The sequence below is a fragment of the Streptococcus sp. VTCC 12886 genome (assembly GCF_049893425.1).
Lineage (GTDB): Bacteria > Bacillota > Bacilli > Lactobacillales > Streptococcaceae > Streptococcus > Streptococcus suis_AA.
In genome coordinates this window covers 1-18,995 of sequence record NZ_JBMVJB010000038.1, presented here as the reverse complement: position 1 = coordinate 18,995, position 18,995 = coordinate 1, and the positions used below count along the sequence as shown (strand labels likewise).

Here is an 18,995-nt window from a genome sequence, read left to right as displayed (position 1 = left end):
AAATTGTGTTCCAGTTAAAACCTGGTGTGCAGATAAAAACTCAAACTCTTTGATAAGGCTATCCATTTTTGAGATATTTGCGTTTTTACGAATCGCCAACTCTCCGCTATCCTTAGCAAGTTGATTGATAACGATTGATCCTTTCATAAAACGGTTATTTTGTGAGTTGTCTGGATTGATAAAATAGAAAAAATCACTTTTCTTAATGAAAATATCATAGCTGCCATTCTCTAGTTTATCCACTTGTCTCGCTGGAATCAAGATTGTCCCAACTTGGTTAACCCCGAACTCCATATCAAGGTAAATTCCTCGGTTGGTCTCTTCCTTCACCTGCCAACTTTCAACCTCTAGCTTCATTTCAAAATCTTCTGACCGCTCTGCCTGGTCTTCATCATAGCGATTTTTGATTTCATCAAGATTGAAAGTGACCTGGTTTAACTTCAGTCTCTTTTCGATTTCTTCTAAACTGTACTTACGCCGTTTAGAAAGGCTATCGTCTCTTGTGTTTCGTTCCTGAAGCTGACCGCCATACTCATCAAGCAGACGATACTTGACAAACTTTCCTGAAAAGTCAACGTTAAGGTCAAGGGCTTTAGCTTTTTCTTTAAAGTCATCAAGATTGATTGAATGTTTCAATAAAAACTCCAGACGGTTCTTGATTTCAACCTTAAAGACGTTTGTTTTACGCCAGGCTGAGTATTGCTTATGAGAATTTCTCAATGTTGGATTGAGAATTTTAGCTCCATAAGAGTCCGCAATCTTATCTGATATTTGCATAAGATTGTTTCGTGTTTTCTTCTGCCATCTGAATTTTTTGAGCGTAACTTGATTAGTCGTGTTGAAAATAATGTGATTGTGCAAATGCCCTCTGTCCATGTGTGTCGCTATCACAAATTGATAATCGCCACCTGTAAATTCTAGTGCGGTCTTCCGACCTATCTCATGCACTTGTTCGGGTGTCAAATTGTCATCAGGACTAAATGATTGTATTAAATGGTGAGCATGGACACGGTTTGAATTTGTCAAATCTGACGTGTTCGGATTTTCAGATTTCTGCTCTGCCATAAACTTCGTCAGCCAGAAATCATCAAAAGCATTTGTGGCGTCAAAGACATCATGACCTGAAACAAGTTGCAAGGTTGGACTAGCACCATCTAAGCGAATTGTAAAGTTTTCAAGATTGCCTGTCGTCTCAACAGTCGTTAAGGTTTTAGCGTCGTTGGTAATATAGTCAAGTGACCTTTTCAGATGGTCACCCCCTTTAATTTGTGCTACTTTGATTACAACCACGGCTCTATTTTCTCCTTGTCCTTATCTTTAAACTGACTTTCTGCTTTTCGGGTTTCTTTCAACTTAGAGGTGATAAGGTCGTTAATCTCGGCAAGACTATTTTTCAAGGCCTGCAATTCCTCTTGAGTGACTTCTTCGCTTACGTTGACATACTTAGCTATCTGGTTGATATTAACCCCTATCCGATTGATTTCTTGCTTGACCCCTATTAACTCTGAAAAATCAATCGTTACAACTGAACCCAATAGCAACATTTTGCGAGCGTAATTCTGAAAAGTCTTGACCCCTGCTTTCTCCATTTTTGATTCAATATAGCGGTAATCTTGTTCAGAAAAATTCACCTCTTTTCTTATGTTCCTTTTTCGATTTCCTCTACTCATTCTAAAAGTTTCCCCTTTCGTTCAAATTGTCAGTCTAACCTTCCAGGGCATCCCCTCATTTACATCTGGCAAGCGTAGCATGTGTCCGGACACATGCGATTTTTAAACATTTCAGATACCACCATGATTTCATGGTGGCTTCTGATTCTGTTTAAAGTTTTGGGGAAATCCCCAATCCCCTTTTAGGTCGTTTCACTCCCTTTTAAAATGGACTAGCGTCCACTGGCTCCCAAGACAAAATTTCATTTTTGCCTTGTTCAAATTCTTCATCTGTCAGTTGTGAAATATCATCATAAGCAGATTGATAGTCTGATAGAATATCAAGCTCTGCTTCTTCTATATCTACTAAATCCTGATTGATTATCGCAAGCATTTTCTTACGGCTGGCATTTTGGAGTTGGACGTTTGCTTGTTTATTGTCCACTTCAAAACTATCAAATAGGTAGGTCATCAAAATTGATTGTGTCGTTTCCTGCATTGTTAAATCCTCCGTTTTGTGTTTGTCCTAGTGAAAGTTTAGGAGTACCTCGACTGGACATTAAATCGAGATACCCTTGGCTTTTTTTGGGCTGTCTTGTTTTGGTTGGTCTGGCTTCTTCTGTTTGAACTGCTCTAACTTTTCGTGAAAAACTGTACCTTTGGTTTTGTCCTTCTCCTCACTAAGTGTTTTGATTTTTTCTAACTTACTGTCAATCCGTTTAATCAAAGAGCTGGCTTCTTTTTGGACAATAGCGAGCTGACCTTCAAGGTCGGATAACCCTTCCTTGTCTTTTGACCAAGACGCTAAGTAACCGAATGAATAATCGCTGGTGTCTAACCCATAGTGACTTGAAACCACAAAAGCAACTGATTCTGCTTGTAGTTCTGCATTGCTTTTCAATAATGGTTTATCTCGTTTTGCCAAGATTTCATGATTATGTAACTCTGAGTGTGCCATTTCATGAATGATAGTTTTAACCGTTTGAGCTTTTGACATATTACGTTGAATAACAATCTTATTTTGGTCTAAACTATAATAGCCTTTAGCCCCTGTTGGTATTTCTTGAAAACTAACAGGAACTTTATTATCTTCTGAAACACTCTTCAATGCACGGTAGAGATTTTCATAATCAAAATTTTTCCCGTCATCTGTCAGCTCATAAATCGGACGTGGTAATTCTTTCCCTTGAGTTTGTGAGACATCGAAAACTGGGACAAGTCTAAAGCCTCTCCCCTTTTCAATTTCTCCATTCTCGTCACGTTTGAACTCACCGTTTTTGTCCTTTAACTTATACTCATAAGGTGCAAAAATCCATAATGCCTTTTGGCCTTTTTGAACTGTACGCTCAAAATCATTCTGCCATTTTTTGAAAGAAGCGACGTGTGTAATGTTTGGATTCTGCATAAACATCAGCATGACGTTACTAGCTGAATAATTCCAGAATTTCCCCATAGCCTCTAGGTAAGTTTTGTAAAGGTCAGAATCAAAATAATTCTTTATCCCTTCTTTCATCACATGGGCAAGACCTTTTGTGTCTTTAGCTTTAATCAGCTCTGTCAAGTCTGGTGTGTTAGGTGTCTCTGATTTTACCTGATTGGCTTTTTGCGATAAGTTGGTCTGGTCGTTTGGGTCAAGTGGGTTTGTCCCTACGGCCACTTCCTGCGAATCCGATAAACCGTCTCCATCAGTATCAGAATTATGGGGGTTCGTACCGATAGCTTTTTCCAGTTCATCGGTTAGACCGTCTCCATCTGAATCCTTGGAGTGATCAAGAGTTTGTTTCTCCTGCTTCTTTCTGTCTTCAGCTAAAATTTCTTCAAAGCGATGGCGTAAATTTTGCGTTTGTCCTTTTGGCATTTTGCGTTCTCCTTCCTGCTTAATATAATCATTCCAGTCCATTTTCACCTGCCCATCTCGACGTGGTGGCAAATCTACCTGAAATGGTATCTTGTCCATTTTGAGCTTGTCAATAAATTCTAGACCTGCCTCGTCGTTATCTATGGCTAGGGTTATCAAGCCTGGTTTCTCCTTAAAGGTCTTTGTCGTCGCTACAATGACGTCTAAAGCCCCTATAACAGCCTCTCTAGGCTTTTCCTTGGAATATCTTCCCTCTGTAAGAAAATCAGCCGTATAACGGCTAATTAGTCCTTTTTTGAGTCCTTCCATCGCCACTAGGCGGACATCTTTTAACTGTTCTTTGTTTGCCTGGTAATAACTCATCAGGTCGATTGGTGATTCCGAAAAGACCAGGCGGTTAGGTTTACCGATGTCGAGACTGAAGCCTGCCAAGCCATCTGAATTTTTCATGATTTGCTTGAGCCTGCCACGGTCAGGATAATGCACTCTGTTTTCGACTATCCCCTGAAGGCTCGCCCCCTGGAGTTTTCCATCTGTGTCACGAAACTTAAAGACGATAACAGGTTCAAAATAGTCCCCCTTTTTTCGTGTCGCTTCAGTTAAGTTCCCCCCTGCCAGAAAAGCGTCAATCGTGTCATCTGTCAGCCCACGTTCTTCTTTGAGATACGTTCTCCCTAACTCAAAGCCTGGGTGTTCGTAAGGCTTTAAAACATACTTGAAAGGTTCTCTCTTTTCTCCCTCAAGCGGTTTAGCTTCTACTTGAGAGAACGTTCCTTCCTGAAGAAAGCGGACGGCTTCTTTGAATGATACGTCCTTAACGGATTGTACCAACTGAATCACATCACCACCGACGTCACGGCTAAACCAATGAAATCTGTTTGTATTGGTTAGGATTTTTAGGGAATCGTGTTCTGTCCAGTAATACGAATTTCCAGATTCTCTTTCAAGTTCCATACCAAGGCTATTGGCCACGCCGATGATGGAAAGCTGCTTGAGTTCATCTAGTTTAACTGCCATAGCGGTCTCCCTTCTAGTAAAGATAAGCCTCTGGGTTGGCTTGTATCAGGTGGAAAAGGTCAGGATTGACCTCGATGTTTTGAGCCGTGATTGTGTCCTGGTTGCGTTGGTAGGAAAATAGATACTGTCCTAACTTCTTAAAGTCAGGATAAGCAATCTCTTTCATAACGGCTACTAATAGCTGCGTTCTTATTTCTGGTAGTGTTGTTTCCTCTGTGACGTCACCAGTTAATGCCAGGTCTTTAATCGCATTTGATAAGGCTTGACTAGGGTATTCTTTTTCAATCCCTTCAAAAAAGCCCAGGCCGTAGGTTTTACTATCTATCGTTTCTGTTGTCATAATGTTTCTTCCTTTCCTTAAAAATGAAAAGCACCTGTAAGGTCAATCTTACAAGTGCTTGGTGTTGTTTTTTTCTGTTTTAGTGGGTGGTTGATTATTCCTGTAAAAATCTAATTTTTCATAGAAAGCGTCAAACTTTTTTGAAATGACTGCTCCATTTCTAGTCTCATTGATTTTACCCACAAACCCTTTATTTTTAAGATAGTTTTCATAAAATTTTTGTTCTGTCTTAAAATAGTCTTTTAAATAGCTAGGGTCATCTGATTCTTGAGACTTAGCTAATGCTTTATAATATTTTAGTTTATTATCATCATCGACAATAAACGGAATAAGACCGTGGTTTAAACATTCTTTAAAGGCTATAAGACGGCCAACCCGACCATTACCATCGGCAAAAGGGTGTATTCGCTCAAAGTTGGCATGAAATGACGCTATTCTAGCTAAATCCTTCGTTTTAGCCATATCATAGCCCATTAAAATACCAATCATAGCTTCTTCGGTATATTCAACAGGAACTGTTGCAATACTGCCAACTTCGTTATCTACAACCTTGTACCTTCCAACTGGAGTTATAGGGTTGGTTTCCGAACTTGTCCCGCTCTTAAGAATAGAATGGAGCTTTTTGATATACTCCTCTGTTACAGGAGCATTAACAGTATCTAAAATATAATCAAAACACTTGAAGTGATTTGCACTTTCAACAAGGTCATCAATTTTAATACCTTGATTGCCAATATTAGCAATAGACTTGGTTTCCCATATCTGGCTAGTCTGCTCTTCAGTTAGACGACTTCCTTCAATCTTGTTGGAGTTATAGGCGAAACGCTTTTGTGTAATATCATATATTCCACCGTGTAATTGCCCATCACGTTCCAATTTCAACCGTTGTATCAAGTCCATAACATCACCTCTTTCTCTTAACATTTCTTACAAGCTATTATACCACAATTAAGCAGCCATGACATCTTCCGTAATATCAATAATTTGGGTTTGGTCAACATTCTCAAACCATTCCTCAATATCGTTCATATAGCGTCTATATGTGTACCAGTTACCATCTTGTGGGCTATCTGACAATAGTTTAGCCTGCTTGTGGTCGTTGACGTCGAATTTCTTATCCTTCAGAACATTTTGCTTGGACAGGAAGAATAAGGCTTCATCAACGCCGATACGGGCAATTTCATCAGGTGTCATTAAGTCCCTTTGACGAGTCTGTTCACTGATAGAGCTGGAGCGTTGACGGCCACGTGATTCGGAATAGTTCTTCTGATTGATGGTCTGCTTCCCTGCCCTCATTGAGAAGTAGTTCATGGTATCCTTGTCGTTCGTTCCCAAAAAGAGAAGGCTAGCACAGTTATTAAAGATTGTCTCCCAATCAGTCTTATAGAGAGACTTAAGCTGATTGATGGCCTGGAGGATAATCTTGATAGAGATTTCACGGCTTCGGACAGAAGCTAAGACCTCGTTAAAGTTTGGTATTCTACCAATGTTGGCAAACTCGTCAATGATAATCTGCACGTGTAAGAGGTCAGCGGCTGATAGCCCTTTTCGTCTTCCTTGGATAATAGCGTCCGCATTATGAGTAAGTTCTTCAAACATGGTCGCAAACAAGAGGGAAGCTAGGAAGTTAAAGGCCTTATTGGTTTCAGGAATAGCAATAAAGACGGCCGTCTTTTCTAAGTTCCAGCGGTCGATTTCCATCGTATCTGAAGCAATCATTTGAGTTACAGCATCATGGTCAAAGACAGAGTAACGTGTCGCAACTTGTGTTGTAACTCCCATACGTGTTTCAGCTTCAAAGTTTGAATTGAAGAGTGTCCACTGTTTATAGGCGTAGTTCCCTGGAAGACGTTCCTCCAATTCTTCCATCATCTGTTCGACAGGGCTTGGAAATTCTTCATCTAAACGACTAACATTCCTCATCATATCTGAAACCATGGATAGATTTGGCGTGTAATGACTAAGCTGACTGTCAAAATAGAGATAACCTATTAAGGCACGGGTCAAAAGTAATTCCGCTGTTAACCAGAAGTTTTCCCCTTGATTATCGGACTTCTTCGTTCCTTCTACAATCGCTTCAGTTACACGATCAATATCCAGCTCGGTCTTCATATAGTGAAAGATATTAAAGGTGTTTGAGTTGGTTAGGTTAACCAGGTCAAAGACTTTAATTTTATATCCGTTCTTGGCTAACATACTGCCGACTTCATGAACTAAAAGCCCTTTAGGGTCAGTGACAATATAGCTACCGTTCATCTGCATCAGGTTAGGTTTTACAAAGTTCCTGGTTTTCCCGTCACCGGGCAGACCAATCACAAGGGCGTTTTTGTTCAACTGCTTGTCATAAGGCAACCGTTTATTAAACAAGCCCATCTGACCATTTTTTGTGAAAATCATGTTATTTTCGGGTTCTTTATCCCTGAAAGTGGCCAGCTCCTTAACCGTCGCAAAGCGGGCTGACCCGCTTTCTTCTCCGTGTCGATAAACGCCTCTATCTCCAACCCGTAGATATATCAAGAAGGGTGAGACAAAGCCGATACTGCCAGCCACTAGAGAGTATGGCGTGAAAGCAAGGTCTAGCCAATGTTTCGTTTCCAGGTTATCAATTACCCACCCATACTTTGAGAATGGATTGAGGGGGTCAACAACTTCAGGAGCGTTGAGATAGAGCTTAAAGAGCCAATGACCTGCATAGAAGGCAAATAAAGCCACTATGAGATAAGGGAGTAAGTGTTTACGTTTTCGTTCCATTTAGACCCCTTTCGTTTTGTCTTTGCCTTTTGAAGGGCTTGAAATTCCCTTGTATTTGAAATGGTTTTTAAAGTAGGCGATTTTCTCGCTTATGCTTCTATCCCCTGGTTTTTTAGCAATTTGGTCTGCGACCTTTTTGGGGTTTCGTGTCATATCCTGGAGAGCCTTCTCCATCGAGCGTTCAACTATCGCCTTATTCTTGACCTCAAAGATAAGGTCTTGACCCTCTTGTCCCTTGGTTTTCCTAGTTGTAAAACCAATCCCATAACTTTCAAGGTAGTTCTTCAGTTTGTCTAGGTGAGCTTCAGTAACGTTCAGGTTTTTAAATTCCTTGTCGGTATTCGTCGCCATGAATTTATTGTAGTTAGTCTCACCTGTAAAACTTTGATTATTCTGATTGTACTGGTGCTTTTCGTACATGTGTTGGGTCATTGCCCAGAGTGCCTTTAAAACCAATTCTCCTGTGATTTTAGAGACATTCGTAATCTGATATAACATTCTATCTTGTTCCATCAAGTTCTCCTTCTAAACGGAAAAAAGACGCCCTAGAGCGTCTTAAATCAATTAGGCTTACAAACACGCTTCTTCAGATAGTGTCACTAAAGCAATGAGTGATGATTTTTTTCATAATAATTTCCTCTTTCGTTTATTTAGGGTATTTGGAGCTTTTCGGTTGGTTCTTTACCAAGTAGCCATACATTGACTTGGCGTCTTCTTTCACTTCAAAAGAAAGACGGACATTTGAACGGTTTTCCTCGTTGTCCTTGACCACCAAAACATACGTTACGGTATAAGTGTCTTTATTTTGGGTGACTTCTTCCAAAATGACTGATTGTAGTGTCCCTTCAGAAACTTGTATCGTCTTCTTCAGGTCTTTCACAATAAAGTCTGAGACCGTTTCTTTATTGTTGGCGTAATAGTTAGAGAGAAAGTAACGACTGAAAACATCGATACGGTCTTGATCAACCGTCAGTGTTTCCAACTGTTCCACCTGCTCCGTTAGGGTATGGTTAGCCTGCTTTAAGCTAGTAATCTGCCCTAGGGACAGACTAGCCAAAGAGAGACCTCCCAGGGCAAGCAAACCAACCAGGGCAAGCATGAGTTTATTTTGTCTTGTTTGACGCTTCATCTTGGCTGTTAAGGCAGGTGAGAAAGCTGGTGTGGTCTGAGAGACTATTTCTGGTGTCGTGTTCATTGGTTTTCCTTTATTCTTGTCTTTAAACGCATTTAAAGGGCTTGATTTAGAGGGACGTTTGAAACCAAAGTCCCCCAGGAGTTCATCAATCACGCCATCATAAGGGAGTGTAAACTTTATATTCTCCAAGACGCTTTCACCGTCACGGTCAAGGTGTTCAATCAGATAGCTTGCCGTTAGTCCCAGGGCTTCGCAGCGTTTATCTGCGATTTCCAACTGTGTCAGCAATTCATCACGACTATTGACCGCCCTGGTCTCGTGAGAATTGACGTCAATAATATTAAAAGTCATTCGGGTCACCTCCTAGTAGGAAGTTGCTTCATCTGGAAGAGTTACCTTGTCCTTTAACCCTTTAATATCATCGATAAAGAGTTCTAGGTCGTCTAAATCAAGGTTACGCTCCGTCAGCAATTCCAAAGTTATATCAGCCTTAAGGCTTCTGACTTCTGCCTTTAATTTCGTTACCTTTTCGGTATAAATCTGCTTTTGCTTTTCAGCCTTTTCTAGAGCTGTTTCCTTTTCATCTAAACGCTCTCGCAATGTTTTTTGTGCCATGTTATTCTCCTTCTTCTGTGGTTTCAGTGCTAGTCTCTGTTTCTTGACTAGATTCAGTGACTTCAGGTAAAATTTCCCCTTCAGCTTCTAACTCTTCATCTGGTGTCGCAATATTGACATCTGCATACTGCTTAGAGTTTTCAGCGTCAACAAGGATAATGCTTTCCATATAGTTTAAGAGAAAGCCATCGCCAACCTTGGTAAAGTTGAGCCGTAACGTGGCCGTGTTGCTTTCTGTCCGTGCTTGGGAATAGTCATTTTTCTTAGCCAGTAAGGTATTGTTATAATTGACCTTGACAATAGCCGTATTCTTTTGATTATCAAGATACACGGTAGAATCTTTATATTCAAAGTCAACTACAAAGCCCTTGTAGGTTTGATTAGTTGGCTGGTCTTCCAGATTGACCACCTGGTTATACATGGTATCGGTCATATACTCTTTATAACGGTTTCTGTTCTCTGACAGGTCTTTCTTAGTGTAGTAAACCATTAGAAATTCTGTGACAAAATCTTGGGTCAGTACGGCTTCATCACCCTTCTTGTCGGTAACTACTTCTGCTTTTTTAGCCTCTTTAGCAGGTGTTGAAGATTTCCCCATCTGCCCAAAACCAAAGCCTAGCAGAAAGACAAAGATAACGCCGATAGCCACCGAAACAAACTTCAACATTTTAATTTTGTTTGTGTCTAACATAAATGATAGGCGGTAATCAACCTACCGCCACTCCTTTCTAAATATCAATATATTTATATTTAGAAATATATTGATTATGATAATTCATTATTTATAAGCAAAGGTGAGATAAGCTTGATTTGTCAAAACAGAATAATGTACCTTGTCCTGAACTCCTGATACATTACACTCTGAAATTAAGAACGTTCCATCTTCATTGACATGTTCCACAAAGGCCACGTGGCCATATTCATACTGTGTTCCACCAAAGCCACCTTGTACGGACATCACAGCTCCAACCTTTGGTGTTGTACTAAATTTCCAACCTTTAGCAACCAGGTTCCTTACCCAATATTGACCATGACTCAAATACCCATAGCTGCCTGATAAATCCGTTAGGATTCCTGTTTCTACCAAGCGATTATAGACATACCAGGTACATTGCCCGACAGGATAACCACTACCTCGCTGGGTTGTCAAAGAAGCCGTTGAGGGTTGACCATACTTGAGTTTAGCAACATATTGAGGTGGTAAATTCCAACTCGCAGCTGCTATCCCAGTTCCACCACTTGATTGCTTAAAGTAGGCTAACATTTGTTTAGCACTATTTTGACGTTGAGCTAGTTTATCTCCAGGGTTACCTTCCCAATTTACCAGAAATCGGTAAGTAAGTGTATTGACGTCAGCCGATGACGTCAGAATATCCTTGAGGTTGGCAATATAATAGGGACTATCACCATTAAGCATGAAGTCCAACTGAAGCTCCAGGTCATACCATTTTTTCCCTTTACTCTTCGCAAAGTTCAATAACATAGTATGGCGACGTGAACCGTCACCTGTATCTGTCCATTGTCCAAGCCCAAGTCCTCGATGAATAATGTTAGGATAAGCCCCGTTATAAATAGTTGGGCCATTCATCGCCAACCAGTTAGGGTCATCCCAGGAGGTGCTGGTCGCTCCGATTGGAGGTTTAAGATAGTCCCCTTCAGCACGCTTGGCGGTAATGTTGGATTCTGTCGCAAAGTTTCCAAGCATGGCCGCTATCCCGTTATCTGTCGCATTTGGGACTTTGTCTTTAATATAGCGGTAAATTGATTTCACACGTGTCGCCAGGTCTCCTGAAAATTCAATATCTGTCAAGACGGACGTGGTTTGAGTGTAGTCCACCAGTCGGAAGTAAAAGCCAGGGTTCACATACGTCCATTTGGCTTTCTTGCCATCTCTCCCATCTTCTTCTTTCTTGTGGTAATAGACAGTCTGATTTCCACCTGATTTGACAATCCCTATTTGGTCGCCTTCCTCAACCCTATCCCCTGTCTTATAGCGAATCTGTTCCACCTGCTTATAGGTAAATCGTGTTCCAGGTGTTTTGATTATCACGTCGCTTCCCTTGACTTCAATAGTCCCAGAGAAGACAGCCAGGAGTTTTTGACCGCCGTTAGCCTGTAAGGTAGAGCCGTTATAGACCTTGGTTTTAGATGTGTACCCAAAACGCTTAATAATACGAATAGGCGTGTTATAGCTCGTTTCTTCTGCAGGTGTAAAGAAAGGATTTTCCAACTCCTGCAAGTAAGAGTAAAACCCTTCACTCTCCGCCTCCTTCAGCAATTCCTCGTAATCTTCACGGTCTTGTTTCGGCAACATCACCCAGGCCATCTTTGATTTTGGACCGTATAGGTCAGGCATATTTTTCAGGTTGTCCTTATCTTGATTCAAACCATTCCAAAGACTGGTCAAGGCCGTCTCATAGGTTGCGTTTTGATTAGCACCTGGTATATTGGTCGTCACCCCATTATCCCATTTTGCCTTCAGGTCATAATCACCGTATCGGTAATTCATGTAAGTCATGACCGAATCAATATCTGTCCAGTAATCAACCTTATCCGTGGATTTTTCCCTATCCATCTTAGACAAATAGAGCCAGGCTTGATTAAGGGCAAACTCGTCTTGTGTGACCGTAGAACTTCCTCCTAGAATACCCAGGAGAGCAATGATAACCGCCGCTAGAAACATAATCACATAAGATTTAGCCGATAATGGATTATGTAGGACAATTCTTAAGGGCTTAGATAGAATACCCAAGCCCCTAGTTGTCCCACGGGTCATCTTACCAGCCCTGGAGTTTTTTAAACGATTCTTGAAGTTTCGCATTCTGACCGCTAGTTTTCCTTGCCAGCTTTCAGCCTGTGGCGTCCTAGTGAACCCCTTGCCTCTGACAAAGTTATAGCCTCGGTTGGTCAAGCCGTAACTTCTTGAAATTGTCCATTTTCCTAGATTGTAGCCTGCTTTCCCTGCTTGTTTGGTAGCCGCTTTCTGATAATGGAAATTCCTGATTTTACGTCTAGCATCAACTACTGCTCCCAGGTTGTCATCTTGAAGTGCAGCGTCCTCGATGTTACTTCTCACCACTTGCTTGGCAGAACGAACTGCCCCTCGTCGGATTTTTTGAGGGACTGTTCCACCTGTGGCTTGTGCCGTCTTAACATAGACTTTCTTGGCTATCCGCTTATCTTGTTTAGCCCGTTTCCAGGCGTTCTTGTCTTCAGGAGATTGCTTCAGGCGATACCTGGTCTTTCTTTCCTTTACAAGGCGATAGAGCTTCTTTTCAGCCTTAATGTTTTCTTTAGCCTTCTTATAGGCTTCCTTGGTCGCAAATTTAGCGTCACGTGGGTTATAGTTGTCAAATGCCTCTTGTGTGGCTTTATTGACAGCTTTACGACGTTCTAGAATCCCACGTGGCTTTCTTTTATCTGCCAATCGCCACCCCTTTCTAAGCGTCTGTCGCTATCAGTTTAAAGAGTTTAGAATCCCTTGGAATTGGATTCTCAAACGGTACAACGGTTGAACCTGCCACAATCAAGCCAGTTCCTTTAGCTTTTGGTTTTGAAACATAGCGAATAAGGGCTGGTGTCAGGTGGATAGTTTCTGCCAATACCTTCAGGTCTTGTGGCTTCTGTTTCAGAAGGATAATAAATTCACTGTTAGAGAGAAGTTTACGCCCTTCTTCACGTGCCATTAGGGTCTCGACGTTTTGCGTAATGCCTGTTGGAATTGCCCCGTATTTACGGACACGGGAATACAACTCCGTAAAGAATTGAGCCTGATTGTCTGTGTTAAACTGGAGCTGCATTTCATCGAAATAGATATGTGTCGTTACTTTACCTTGATTATTAACCACCTGATTCCAGATATAGTCCTGGATAACCATTAAGGCAAACGGCTTGAGTTTGTGGTTTAGCTTCTTCAGGTTAAAGATGATAAAGCGACTTTCAATATCGACGTTCGTTTCATAAGAGAAAATATCCTGTGACCCTGTCGCATAAGATTCTGACTTAAGTGCTAGGTTTTGAGCTTCAGGTTCAGGCTGCTCTTTCAATATCTTGTGCCAATCCTTCAGTGTAGGTGTTCTATCCGTGATTTTTTCATAACAGAGACGGGTCACACGGTCAATGATAGAAAATTCTTCATCGGTTACCTCAGTTAGAATATTCTCAAATAGACCCATAATCAAATTTGATTTTTGACCAATAGGGTCAGTATCTTCAGATGACAGACGGTCAGCTTCAGGCAAGTCCATCAGGTTTAAGTGAGTATTCGAACCAACGAAAATATCAATCAGTTGTGCTCCAAATTCACGGCCAATATCTGAGTATTCATCTTCAGGGTCAACAATGATAACACGGTCTTCAGGATATTTCAAAATCGTTGGAATGACTTCTCTTGCTTTTACCGTTACGGATTTCCCAGAACCAGACGACCCTAAAACGACGCCTGACCCTGTATTGAGGTCTCTTTTACGGTCAACCGTGATAACGTTATTAGAGAGTTGGTTTTGCCCATAATAGATAGCCCGTTCACTTTCAGACTGTAAATCGACGTTAGTAAATGGAATTTGCGTGACCAGGTTAGAAGTGGTCATATCACGCATGAGAGTTTTTTTAGCGTCTAAATAGACCTGTCCGATAGGTAGGACAGAGTTGAGTGCTTCTTCCTGATGGTAGTAAATGTCTTCAAAATCGACGACGTGCTTCCTACCTGCCGTCTTGATACGTTGGCTAAAGTCGTTTAACTGCTCCAGGCTATCAGCCTTAAAGAATACAGTAATCACTCCAGAGAAGACTTTTTGGTCGTTTTCTTGGATTTCAGACCGCCATTTTTTAGCAGCCTCGCTAGTCTCACGGGCAACCCCACCGACGGCCATATCTTCAGGAATACCATCTGAAAAGCCTTTACGCATAGATTTGACAATATCCATATTCACGTTACTTTCAGCGGTATTGATTGACATCATCGCTTCCCCAATATCATAAGGGTTAGCTTGGATAGAGATAGCCAATTCAATCCCAATGTCCGTCAGAGATTTCACAATACCATCATTCAGGAATGATGGATATTGTCGGATAAACATGATTTTGGCAAATTTATCGTCCATCATCATATAGTTTTCGTAGAAACGAATCCGATTAGGAGCAATAAAGGATTTTGTGCTCAATCCAGAAATCGCTATATCATGATAGTCCAGATTTAGATAAGGGTTACCACGTAGTAGGTCAGAAAAGATATTCAGACGGTGTGAACCGTCAAGAGATGTTAGAGTAATGTCTACGCCCTGAAATTGGTTTCTAAGCGTTGTTCCGACGTCGTTCAGTTGACGCTTGGCTGTTTTTCTGTCCATCGCCGAAGTCGATACCGTGATGAACTTTTCCACCTTGAAGTTGTTTTGATCGTAGGCGAAACGGTGTTCAATCATATCATTGTATTCCTGGCGGTAATCATCGTAGCCGTCACCAATAGCGTCATAAGTGATATTGGTTAGGAGCTTACTATCCACCTGACGATTGAGGATAAGAAGTTGATAGCTATTAGCCGAGTTTAAGCTATTCAAAGCTCCAGCATAATAGTCAATAATATCCACTTTCTCCTCTTCACTGGCTGTGATATAGTTGACATCGCCAAGCTTAAACGTCTCCGAATAGACCTCTCCTGTGACGTGTAACATGCCATCTTCAAAGAGTGACGTGTATCTCAATGTGTTTTGTGTAGAAGGCTTCAAGGAGCGTCTAAGGCGTTTCGCCCTCGCTTCCTCCGATTGGGTCAATTTCTCTGACCCCCTTCTCTGGCCAAAAGGCAGTTTTATCATAGTTTTCCTCGCTTTCAAATTCTGTTAAATAGGCTCTTTCTTGTATGGTCAGCCTAAACAAGACCATTTCTTTCAGTCGTTCCTCTTGTTTCAGTCCAAAGATTAAGAAGGGGATTAAAATAACGGGTAAGATAATGTAAAGGAGGATTTCAGGCAATCCCATCAAAATAATAACCGTAGATAAAATAGCTGATAAGACAATCCCCAACATGAAAATCAGGTGACGAAAGGTAAAGCCCCCAACCACATTTCTTTCATAATCTTTGACTTGCTTGTAAAATTCACTTCCTAGTCTGTTCATCAGTCTTCCTTTCTCTTTTTTGGGTACAAAAAAAGTCAGAACAATTTGTCCTGACTGATTATCCCATCACGTTCAGCAAACTCTTGGCACGTCGTTGGCTTCCAACCAGCATAAATATGAAAATGATACCTTTTGCGATTGAAGCAAAGGAAGTAATAAAACTAGCTCCCCAACCTTCCATTTTAACTTTCAGGAAATCATCTTGTACAAGCATAGGATATACGGCACAAAGTATAATCAATATCAATCCTTGAAGAGCAACTGCCGTAAAAGTCATGATAATATTTTTAGCAATCTGTCTGAAGGAATCTGACATAAAGAAAGCAATAATAACAGGGGCAATCGCCTTGAGGAGGTACATTTCTACAAAACGTAACATTACAAGAATATTGACTGTTATTTTTGCAATAAACTCGACCGACACACCTACCAACTTTATAACCGTCTTAGCAATGACATTGCCCTTGGTCGGTTCAACAAAGGTATAGGTTATATCTTTACTTTCAGCAATCATATTGATAGCTGCGTTCGTTAGCCAAAGAATAGCGTCAAAAATTTGGCTGGAATAGGTCACCAACAAGAAGGCAAAGAGGTATTTTAAACCTACCTCCAGCCAAGTTCTGATGGTGATTCCTCCACCTGATAAACGTAAGTTTTGGTAAAATCCCAACATTTCTAACATGAAGAAGATGGATAAAAGAATATAACCGATTGCCAATAAAGACTGGTTAACGGCCGCCATCTGTGAGTTTAAACTTGGGTTGTACTCGCTGAGACTTGAGGTTAACTGATTGATAATGTTCGTATCAATCATAGACGTCTCCTTTTAGAATGAAATTGCATTGAGAGCTGCGACAATAGCAGTGGTCAAACCGCCTGAAATAATCGCCATCGCTCCACCTGAAATGATAGATTCTAGACCTTGGTCTTGACGGGTTGTATCACGGCTACGGCGACCTCCAAAGTAGTCATAAGCTCCAGTTAGACCCCAAGTAAGCCCTAAAACAGTGATGATAGTTCCAACAACTTGAACGATACGTACGATAGTGTCCATATTATAATTTCTCCTTTTTTGTATGAAAAAGACGCCTCTTAAAGTAACGGGACGTCTGTGAGTATAGTATTTTAGTGTGTGATTAGTCTGGGTTGGCAGTCATGCCAAACGCTCCCAAAACGGATAAAAAAAGAATAATGCCAATCTCAACTGCTCCACCTGGAAACAGTGTCATTTCTTGACCAACTCCCATATTGAAGAACCATTGACTGCATAAATCGAGAAGCCGACCAATTGGTTCATCTAGTTGAGGGAAAGGATAAGTTATCAGAAAGCCTCCGAATCCTAATAGAATTAAGATGGCAACCTTACCAAGAATCCAGGTGATGAAAAAGCTGACTGTAGCCTTAACAAGATTGATACAAAACAAAAGGATAAAGATGGGACTGTAAAATATGACCTTAAATGTGCCCATGATGAAATCACCAAAACTCGCACCTGTCCAAGGATAAACACGGCTTTTCTTTGGTTTTCGCTGGCGTTCTTGAGCATCCTGCTCCTCGATGAAGGCTTGAAATTCTTTCACTTGTTCCATGTCTCTCATGTTGTGATATTCCACGCCATTTTCGTCTTTATAGTCCATCTTGTCACCTCGCTTTCTTCTCTCTTGAGTTTTATTATACCACTTTTAACATCTTTCTGGTATAATGTTTCTTTGTGTTGTCACCTCCGTATAGTCATTAAGGACGATGATAACCTTTTCCCGTCAGTTGAAGAATGGTCTGATTGTTTTGCTTAACTTTTCTAGCAATCACAAGATTCTTTCGTTTGATTGTTCTGATTTGCTTGTAAATGTCTGCATAGTAAACAATTATTTCAACTTCGGTTTCTTGACCTGCTATAATAGCTTTTCGGGTTCGTGTCGCATACTTCGCTTTTAACGTGATAACTTCCCCAGAGTCAAGCCGAGCGGTCACGCCTCCTTGACGACCTAAATTTTTCAAGTCAGATATGGTTACTTCCGTATCTGTTTTTTTAATTCCATTCATGCTTAAACCTCCTTTTGGTTGTGTGAATGAAAGGCTGGATTTACAGCCATGCCGAGTGGTTATTTCACCGCTGCAGTGGTTTCTTACGCAAGGTTTATAGTCTAGTTAACCTCAAACTCCTTCGGCTTATAGCTTTCACTATGCCTTTACGTTACTGTGGCAGGCACTAGATATGTCTTTCTAGCTCCCGTAACACCGCCCCCGCTTCTTCTTTTTATACCTAGCCACGCTGATTGGGACAGTCGTTCTATTCAGTTTTCAAAGGACTTAGGCAGTTTTACGACTTCCCCAGGTCAAGGATTCTTAGGCTTAACTCTCGTAATAAGATTGAGCCCTTTTATGAGCCAATATTTTAGCTTCCAGTCGGCGTTCTTCTTTCAAATTTTCAAGACTTTGTAAGAGATAAGCTAGTGGAGATTGACAATCCTCTGGAATACGAGAAATAATATCAATCACTTCCTGACTGGTCATATATCCCTCCTCCAAATATTTCCCCACCTGCATTTTCTGTTTGTGAGTAATAGTCACAATATTGGGAAAACCAAATAGTCTATCGTTGTATCTGTCAGCGATGACTTGTAAGAGAGAATAATATTCTGGTTTGATATAACTGTCAGATTTATTTTGAGATTGTTGGTTACCAGCTCCAGTAGGTTGAGAAATTTCTCTTGAAATTTTCTCAGCCTTTCTAGAACTAATTAAACTGTTACTAAAATCAGGGTCACTAGAATTAGTATCATTAGATTCTGGAATTCCGACTTCTTGAATTCTGTTTTTTAGATTTCTTGAATTCTGATTTTCCGACTTCTGGAATTCTGATTTTCCGACTTCCGCTTGTGCCAAGGGTTTAGACACATTTTCCACTTGTAAAGAGCCAAGATAAATCAAATTTGGTTTGTTCAAACCTTGTCGGACTTCTTCCAGGAGGTCATACTTTTTCAACTCTTTTTTAAGTTTAATAACTTTATCTTTTCCGCAGCCCAACATCTCACCAATTTCTTCAACTGTGAAGATAAAATAAATATTTCCATCAGGATCAATCCAATTATTTTTAACTGATAGCTCAAATCTATCTTTTAGGATAGCGTAAAGTAATTTAGAATCAGCCGACATCTTTTTATAAATTTCTGATTCAAAAAGTAATTTTGGGACACGGAAGAATCTTTCTCCGTTATTAACCTGTGCAAGTGAGATTCTTTCCATGACTACACCTCCCTAAATTTAAGGCCACCTTTTGAGTTAAAACTAATCAAGCCAAAAGATTCTAGTTCTTTAATATTTTCTATTGATTCTTGACGAGTTATTCCCGTCTGCTTCATCAAGAACAAAATAATCAATTCACGTGTTTCTTTTTCTTTCGATGACATTTGTGACCTCCTAAAATAAAGAGAATAGAGCTAAAACAACAGAAAAAGAGAACGGATTTCTCCGTTCTCTTGGTACAATTTTCTATTTCTCAAAACTCTAGACACTTAC

General features: G+C 40.6%; 20 protein-coding genes and 1 pseudogene. All 21 read right to left on the bottom strand.

All coding sequences use genetic code 11. The features are described from left to right. Nucleotides 1-1,290 (bottom strand): relaxase/mobilization nuclease domain-containing protein (locus ACPC57_RS10015; protein WP_434066897.1); only part of this gene is annotated, 1,290 nt, incomplete at its 3' end. After that, on the bottom strand, nucleotides 1,281-1,670 hold the full coding sequence (locus ACPC57_RS10010; protein ID WP_425524265.1) for a plasmid mobilization protein: 390 nt from the start codon (nucleotides 1,668-1,670) through the stop codon (nucleotides 1,281-1,283). The genes ACPC57_RS10010 and ACPC57_RS10015, both read right to left, overlap by 10 nt. Before the next feature lie 202 nt (nucleotides 1,671-1,872). Beyond that, nucleotides 1,873-2,148 carry a hypothetical protein gene (locus ACPC57_RS10005; protein ID WP_434066896.1) on the bottom strand — a complete coding sequence of 92 codons (276 nt, stop codon included), beginning with the start codon at nucleotides 2,146-2,148 and terminating at the stop codon, nucleotides 1,873-1,875. Nucleotides 2,149-2,208: 60 nt separating this feature from the next. Further along, nucleotides 2,209-3,366: a DUF6782 family putative metallopeptidase gene (locus tag ACPC57_RS10000; protein ID WP_434066898.1), complete on the bottom strand. Its 1,158-nt coding sequence runs from the start codon at nucleotides 3,364-3,366 to the stop codon at nucleotides 2,209-2,211. Beyond that, nucleotides 3,349-4,524: pseudogene (locus tag ACPC57_RS09995) on the bottom strand (toprim domain-containing protein); the annotation flags it as partial. The gene ACPC57_RS10000 and the pseudogene ACPC57_RS09995, both read right to left, overlap by 18 nt. A gap of 13 nt (nucleotides 4,525-4,537) precedes the next feature. Beyond that, complete coding sequence (locus ACPC57_RS09990; RefSeq protein WP_268227713.1) at nucleotides 4,538-4,864, bottom strand: hypothetical protein; 327 nt, start codon at nucleotides 4,862-4,864, stop codon at nucleotides 4,538-4,540. Nucleotides 4,865-4,912: 48 nt separating this feature from the next. Next, nucleotides 4,913-5,764: a Fic family protein gene (locus ACPC57_RS09985; protein ID WP_434066895.1), complete on the bottom strand. Its 852-nt coding sequence runs from the start codon at nucleotides 5,762-5,764 to the stop codon at nucleotides 4,913-4,915. A gap of 48 nt (nucleotides 5,765-5,812) precedes the next feature. Then, entirely contained in the window at nucleotides 5,813-7,615 is a 1,803-nt protein-coding gene (locus ACPC57_RS09980) for a VirD4-like conjugal transfer protein, CD1115 family (RefSeq protein ID WP_434066894.1), read from the bottom strand. Continuing rightward, nucleotides 7,616-8,128, bottom strand: a complete 513-nt coding sequence (locus tag ACPC57_RS09975; protein WP_434066893.1) for a DUF3801 domain-containing protein — start codon at nucleotides 8,126-8,128, stop codon at nucleotides 7,616-7,618. 133 nt (nucleotides 8,129-8,261) lie between these two features. Next, on the bottom strand, nucleotides 8,262-9,101 hold the full coding sequence (locus ACPC57_RS09970) for a hypothetical protein (protein WP_434066892.1): 840 nt from the start codon (nucleotides 9,099-9,101) through the stop codon (nucleotides 8,262-8,264). Nucleotides 9,102-9,113: 12 nt separating this feature from the next. Continuing rightward, nucleotides 9,114-9,365 carry a hypothetical protein gene (locus ACPC57_RS09965; RefSeq protein WP_434066891.1) on the bottom strand — a complete coding sequence of 84 codons (252 nt, stop codon included), beginning with the start codon at nucleotides 9,363-9,365 and terminating at the stop codon, nucleotides 9,114-9,116. Between the two features lies 1 nt (nucleotide 9,366). Next, nucleotides 9,367-10,032, bottom strand: a complete 666-nt coding sequence (locus ACPC57_RS09960) for a hypothetical protein (RefSeq protein WP_434066890.1) — start codon at nucleotides 10,030-10,032, stop codon at nucleotides 9,367-9,369. Nucleotides 10,033-10,143: 111 nt separating this feature from the next. After that, nucleotides 10,144-12,792 carry a phage tail tip lysozyme gene (locus tag ACPC57_RS09955; RefSeq protein ID WP_434066889.1) on the bottom strand — a complete coding sequence of 883 codons (2,649 nt, stop codon included), beginning with the start codon at nucleotides 12,790-12,792 and terminating at the stop codon, nucleotides 10,144-10,146. A gap of 13 nt (nucleotides 12,793-12,805) precedes the next feature. After that, the gene (locus ACPC57_RS09950; protein WP_434066888.1) at nucleotides 12,806-15,175 is read right to left on the bottom strand and encodes a VirB4-like conjugal transfer ATPase, CD1110 family; all 2,370 of its coding nucleotides are present in this window, start codon (nucleotides 15,173-15,175) and stop codon (nucleotides 12,806-12,808) included. Next, nucleotides 15,096-15,476 carry a PrgI family mobile element protein gene (locus ACPC57_RS09945; protein WP_044763745.1) on the bottom strand — a complete coding sequence of 127 codons (381 nt, stop codon included), beginning with the start codon at nucleotides 15,474-15,476 and terminating at the stop codon, nucleotides 15,096-15,098. Before ACPC57_RS09945 ends, ACPC57_RS09950 begins: the two co-directional genes overlap by 80 nt. A gap of 58 nt (nucleotides 15,477-15,534) precedes the next feature. Continuing rightward, entirely contained in the window at nucleotides 15,535-16,290 is a 756-nt protein-coding gene (locus ACPC57_RS09940) for a hypothetical protein (protein ID WP_434066887.1), read from the bottom strand. A 12-nt stretch (nucleotides 16,291-16,302) separates the two neighbouring features. After that, nucleotides 16,303-16,530 (bottom strand): hypothetical protein, encoded by a 228-nt coding sequence (locus ACPC57_RS09935; RefSeq protein WP_044763747.1) that lies wholly within the window; start codon nucleotides 16,528-16,530, stop codon nucleotides 16,303-16,305. A gap of 82 nt (nucleotides 16,531-16,612) precedes the next feature. Continuing rightward, nucleotides 16,613-17,113 carry a hypothetical protein gene (locus ACPC57_RS09930; protein ID WP_434066886.1) on the bottom strand — a complete coding sequence of 167 codons (501 nt, stop codon included), beginning with the start codon at nucleotides 17,111-17,113 and terminating at the stop codon, nucleotides 16,613-16,615. Nucleotides 17,114-17,210: 97 nt separating this feature from the next. Beyond that, a complete protein-coding gene (locus ACPC57_RS09925; protein ID WP_172016473.1) occupies nucleotides 17,211-17,519 on the bottom strand; it encodes a hypothetical protein in 309 nt (102 codons plus the stop codon). 309 nt (nucleotides 17,520-17,828) lie between these two features. Beyond that, entirely contained in the window at nucleotides 17,829-18,722 is an 894-nt protein-coding gene (locus ACPC57_RS09920; protein WP_434066885.1) for a replication initiator protein A, read from the bottom strand. A 2-nt stretch (nucleotides 18,723-18,724) separates the two neighbouring features. Then, nucleotides 18,725-18,886, bottom strand: a complete 162-nt coding sequence (locus ACPC57_RS09915) for a hypothetical protein (protein WP_434066884.1) — start codon at nucleotides 18,884-18,886, stop codon at nucleotides 18,725-18,727. Between the last annotated feature and the right edge of the window lie 109 nt (nucleotides 18,887-18,995).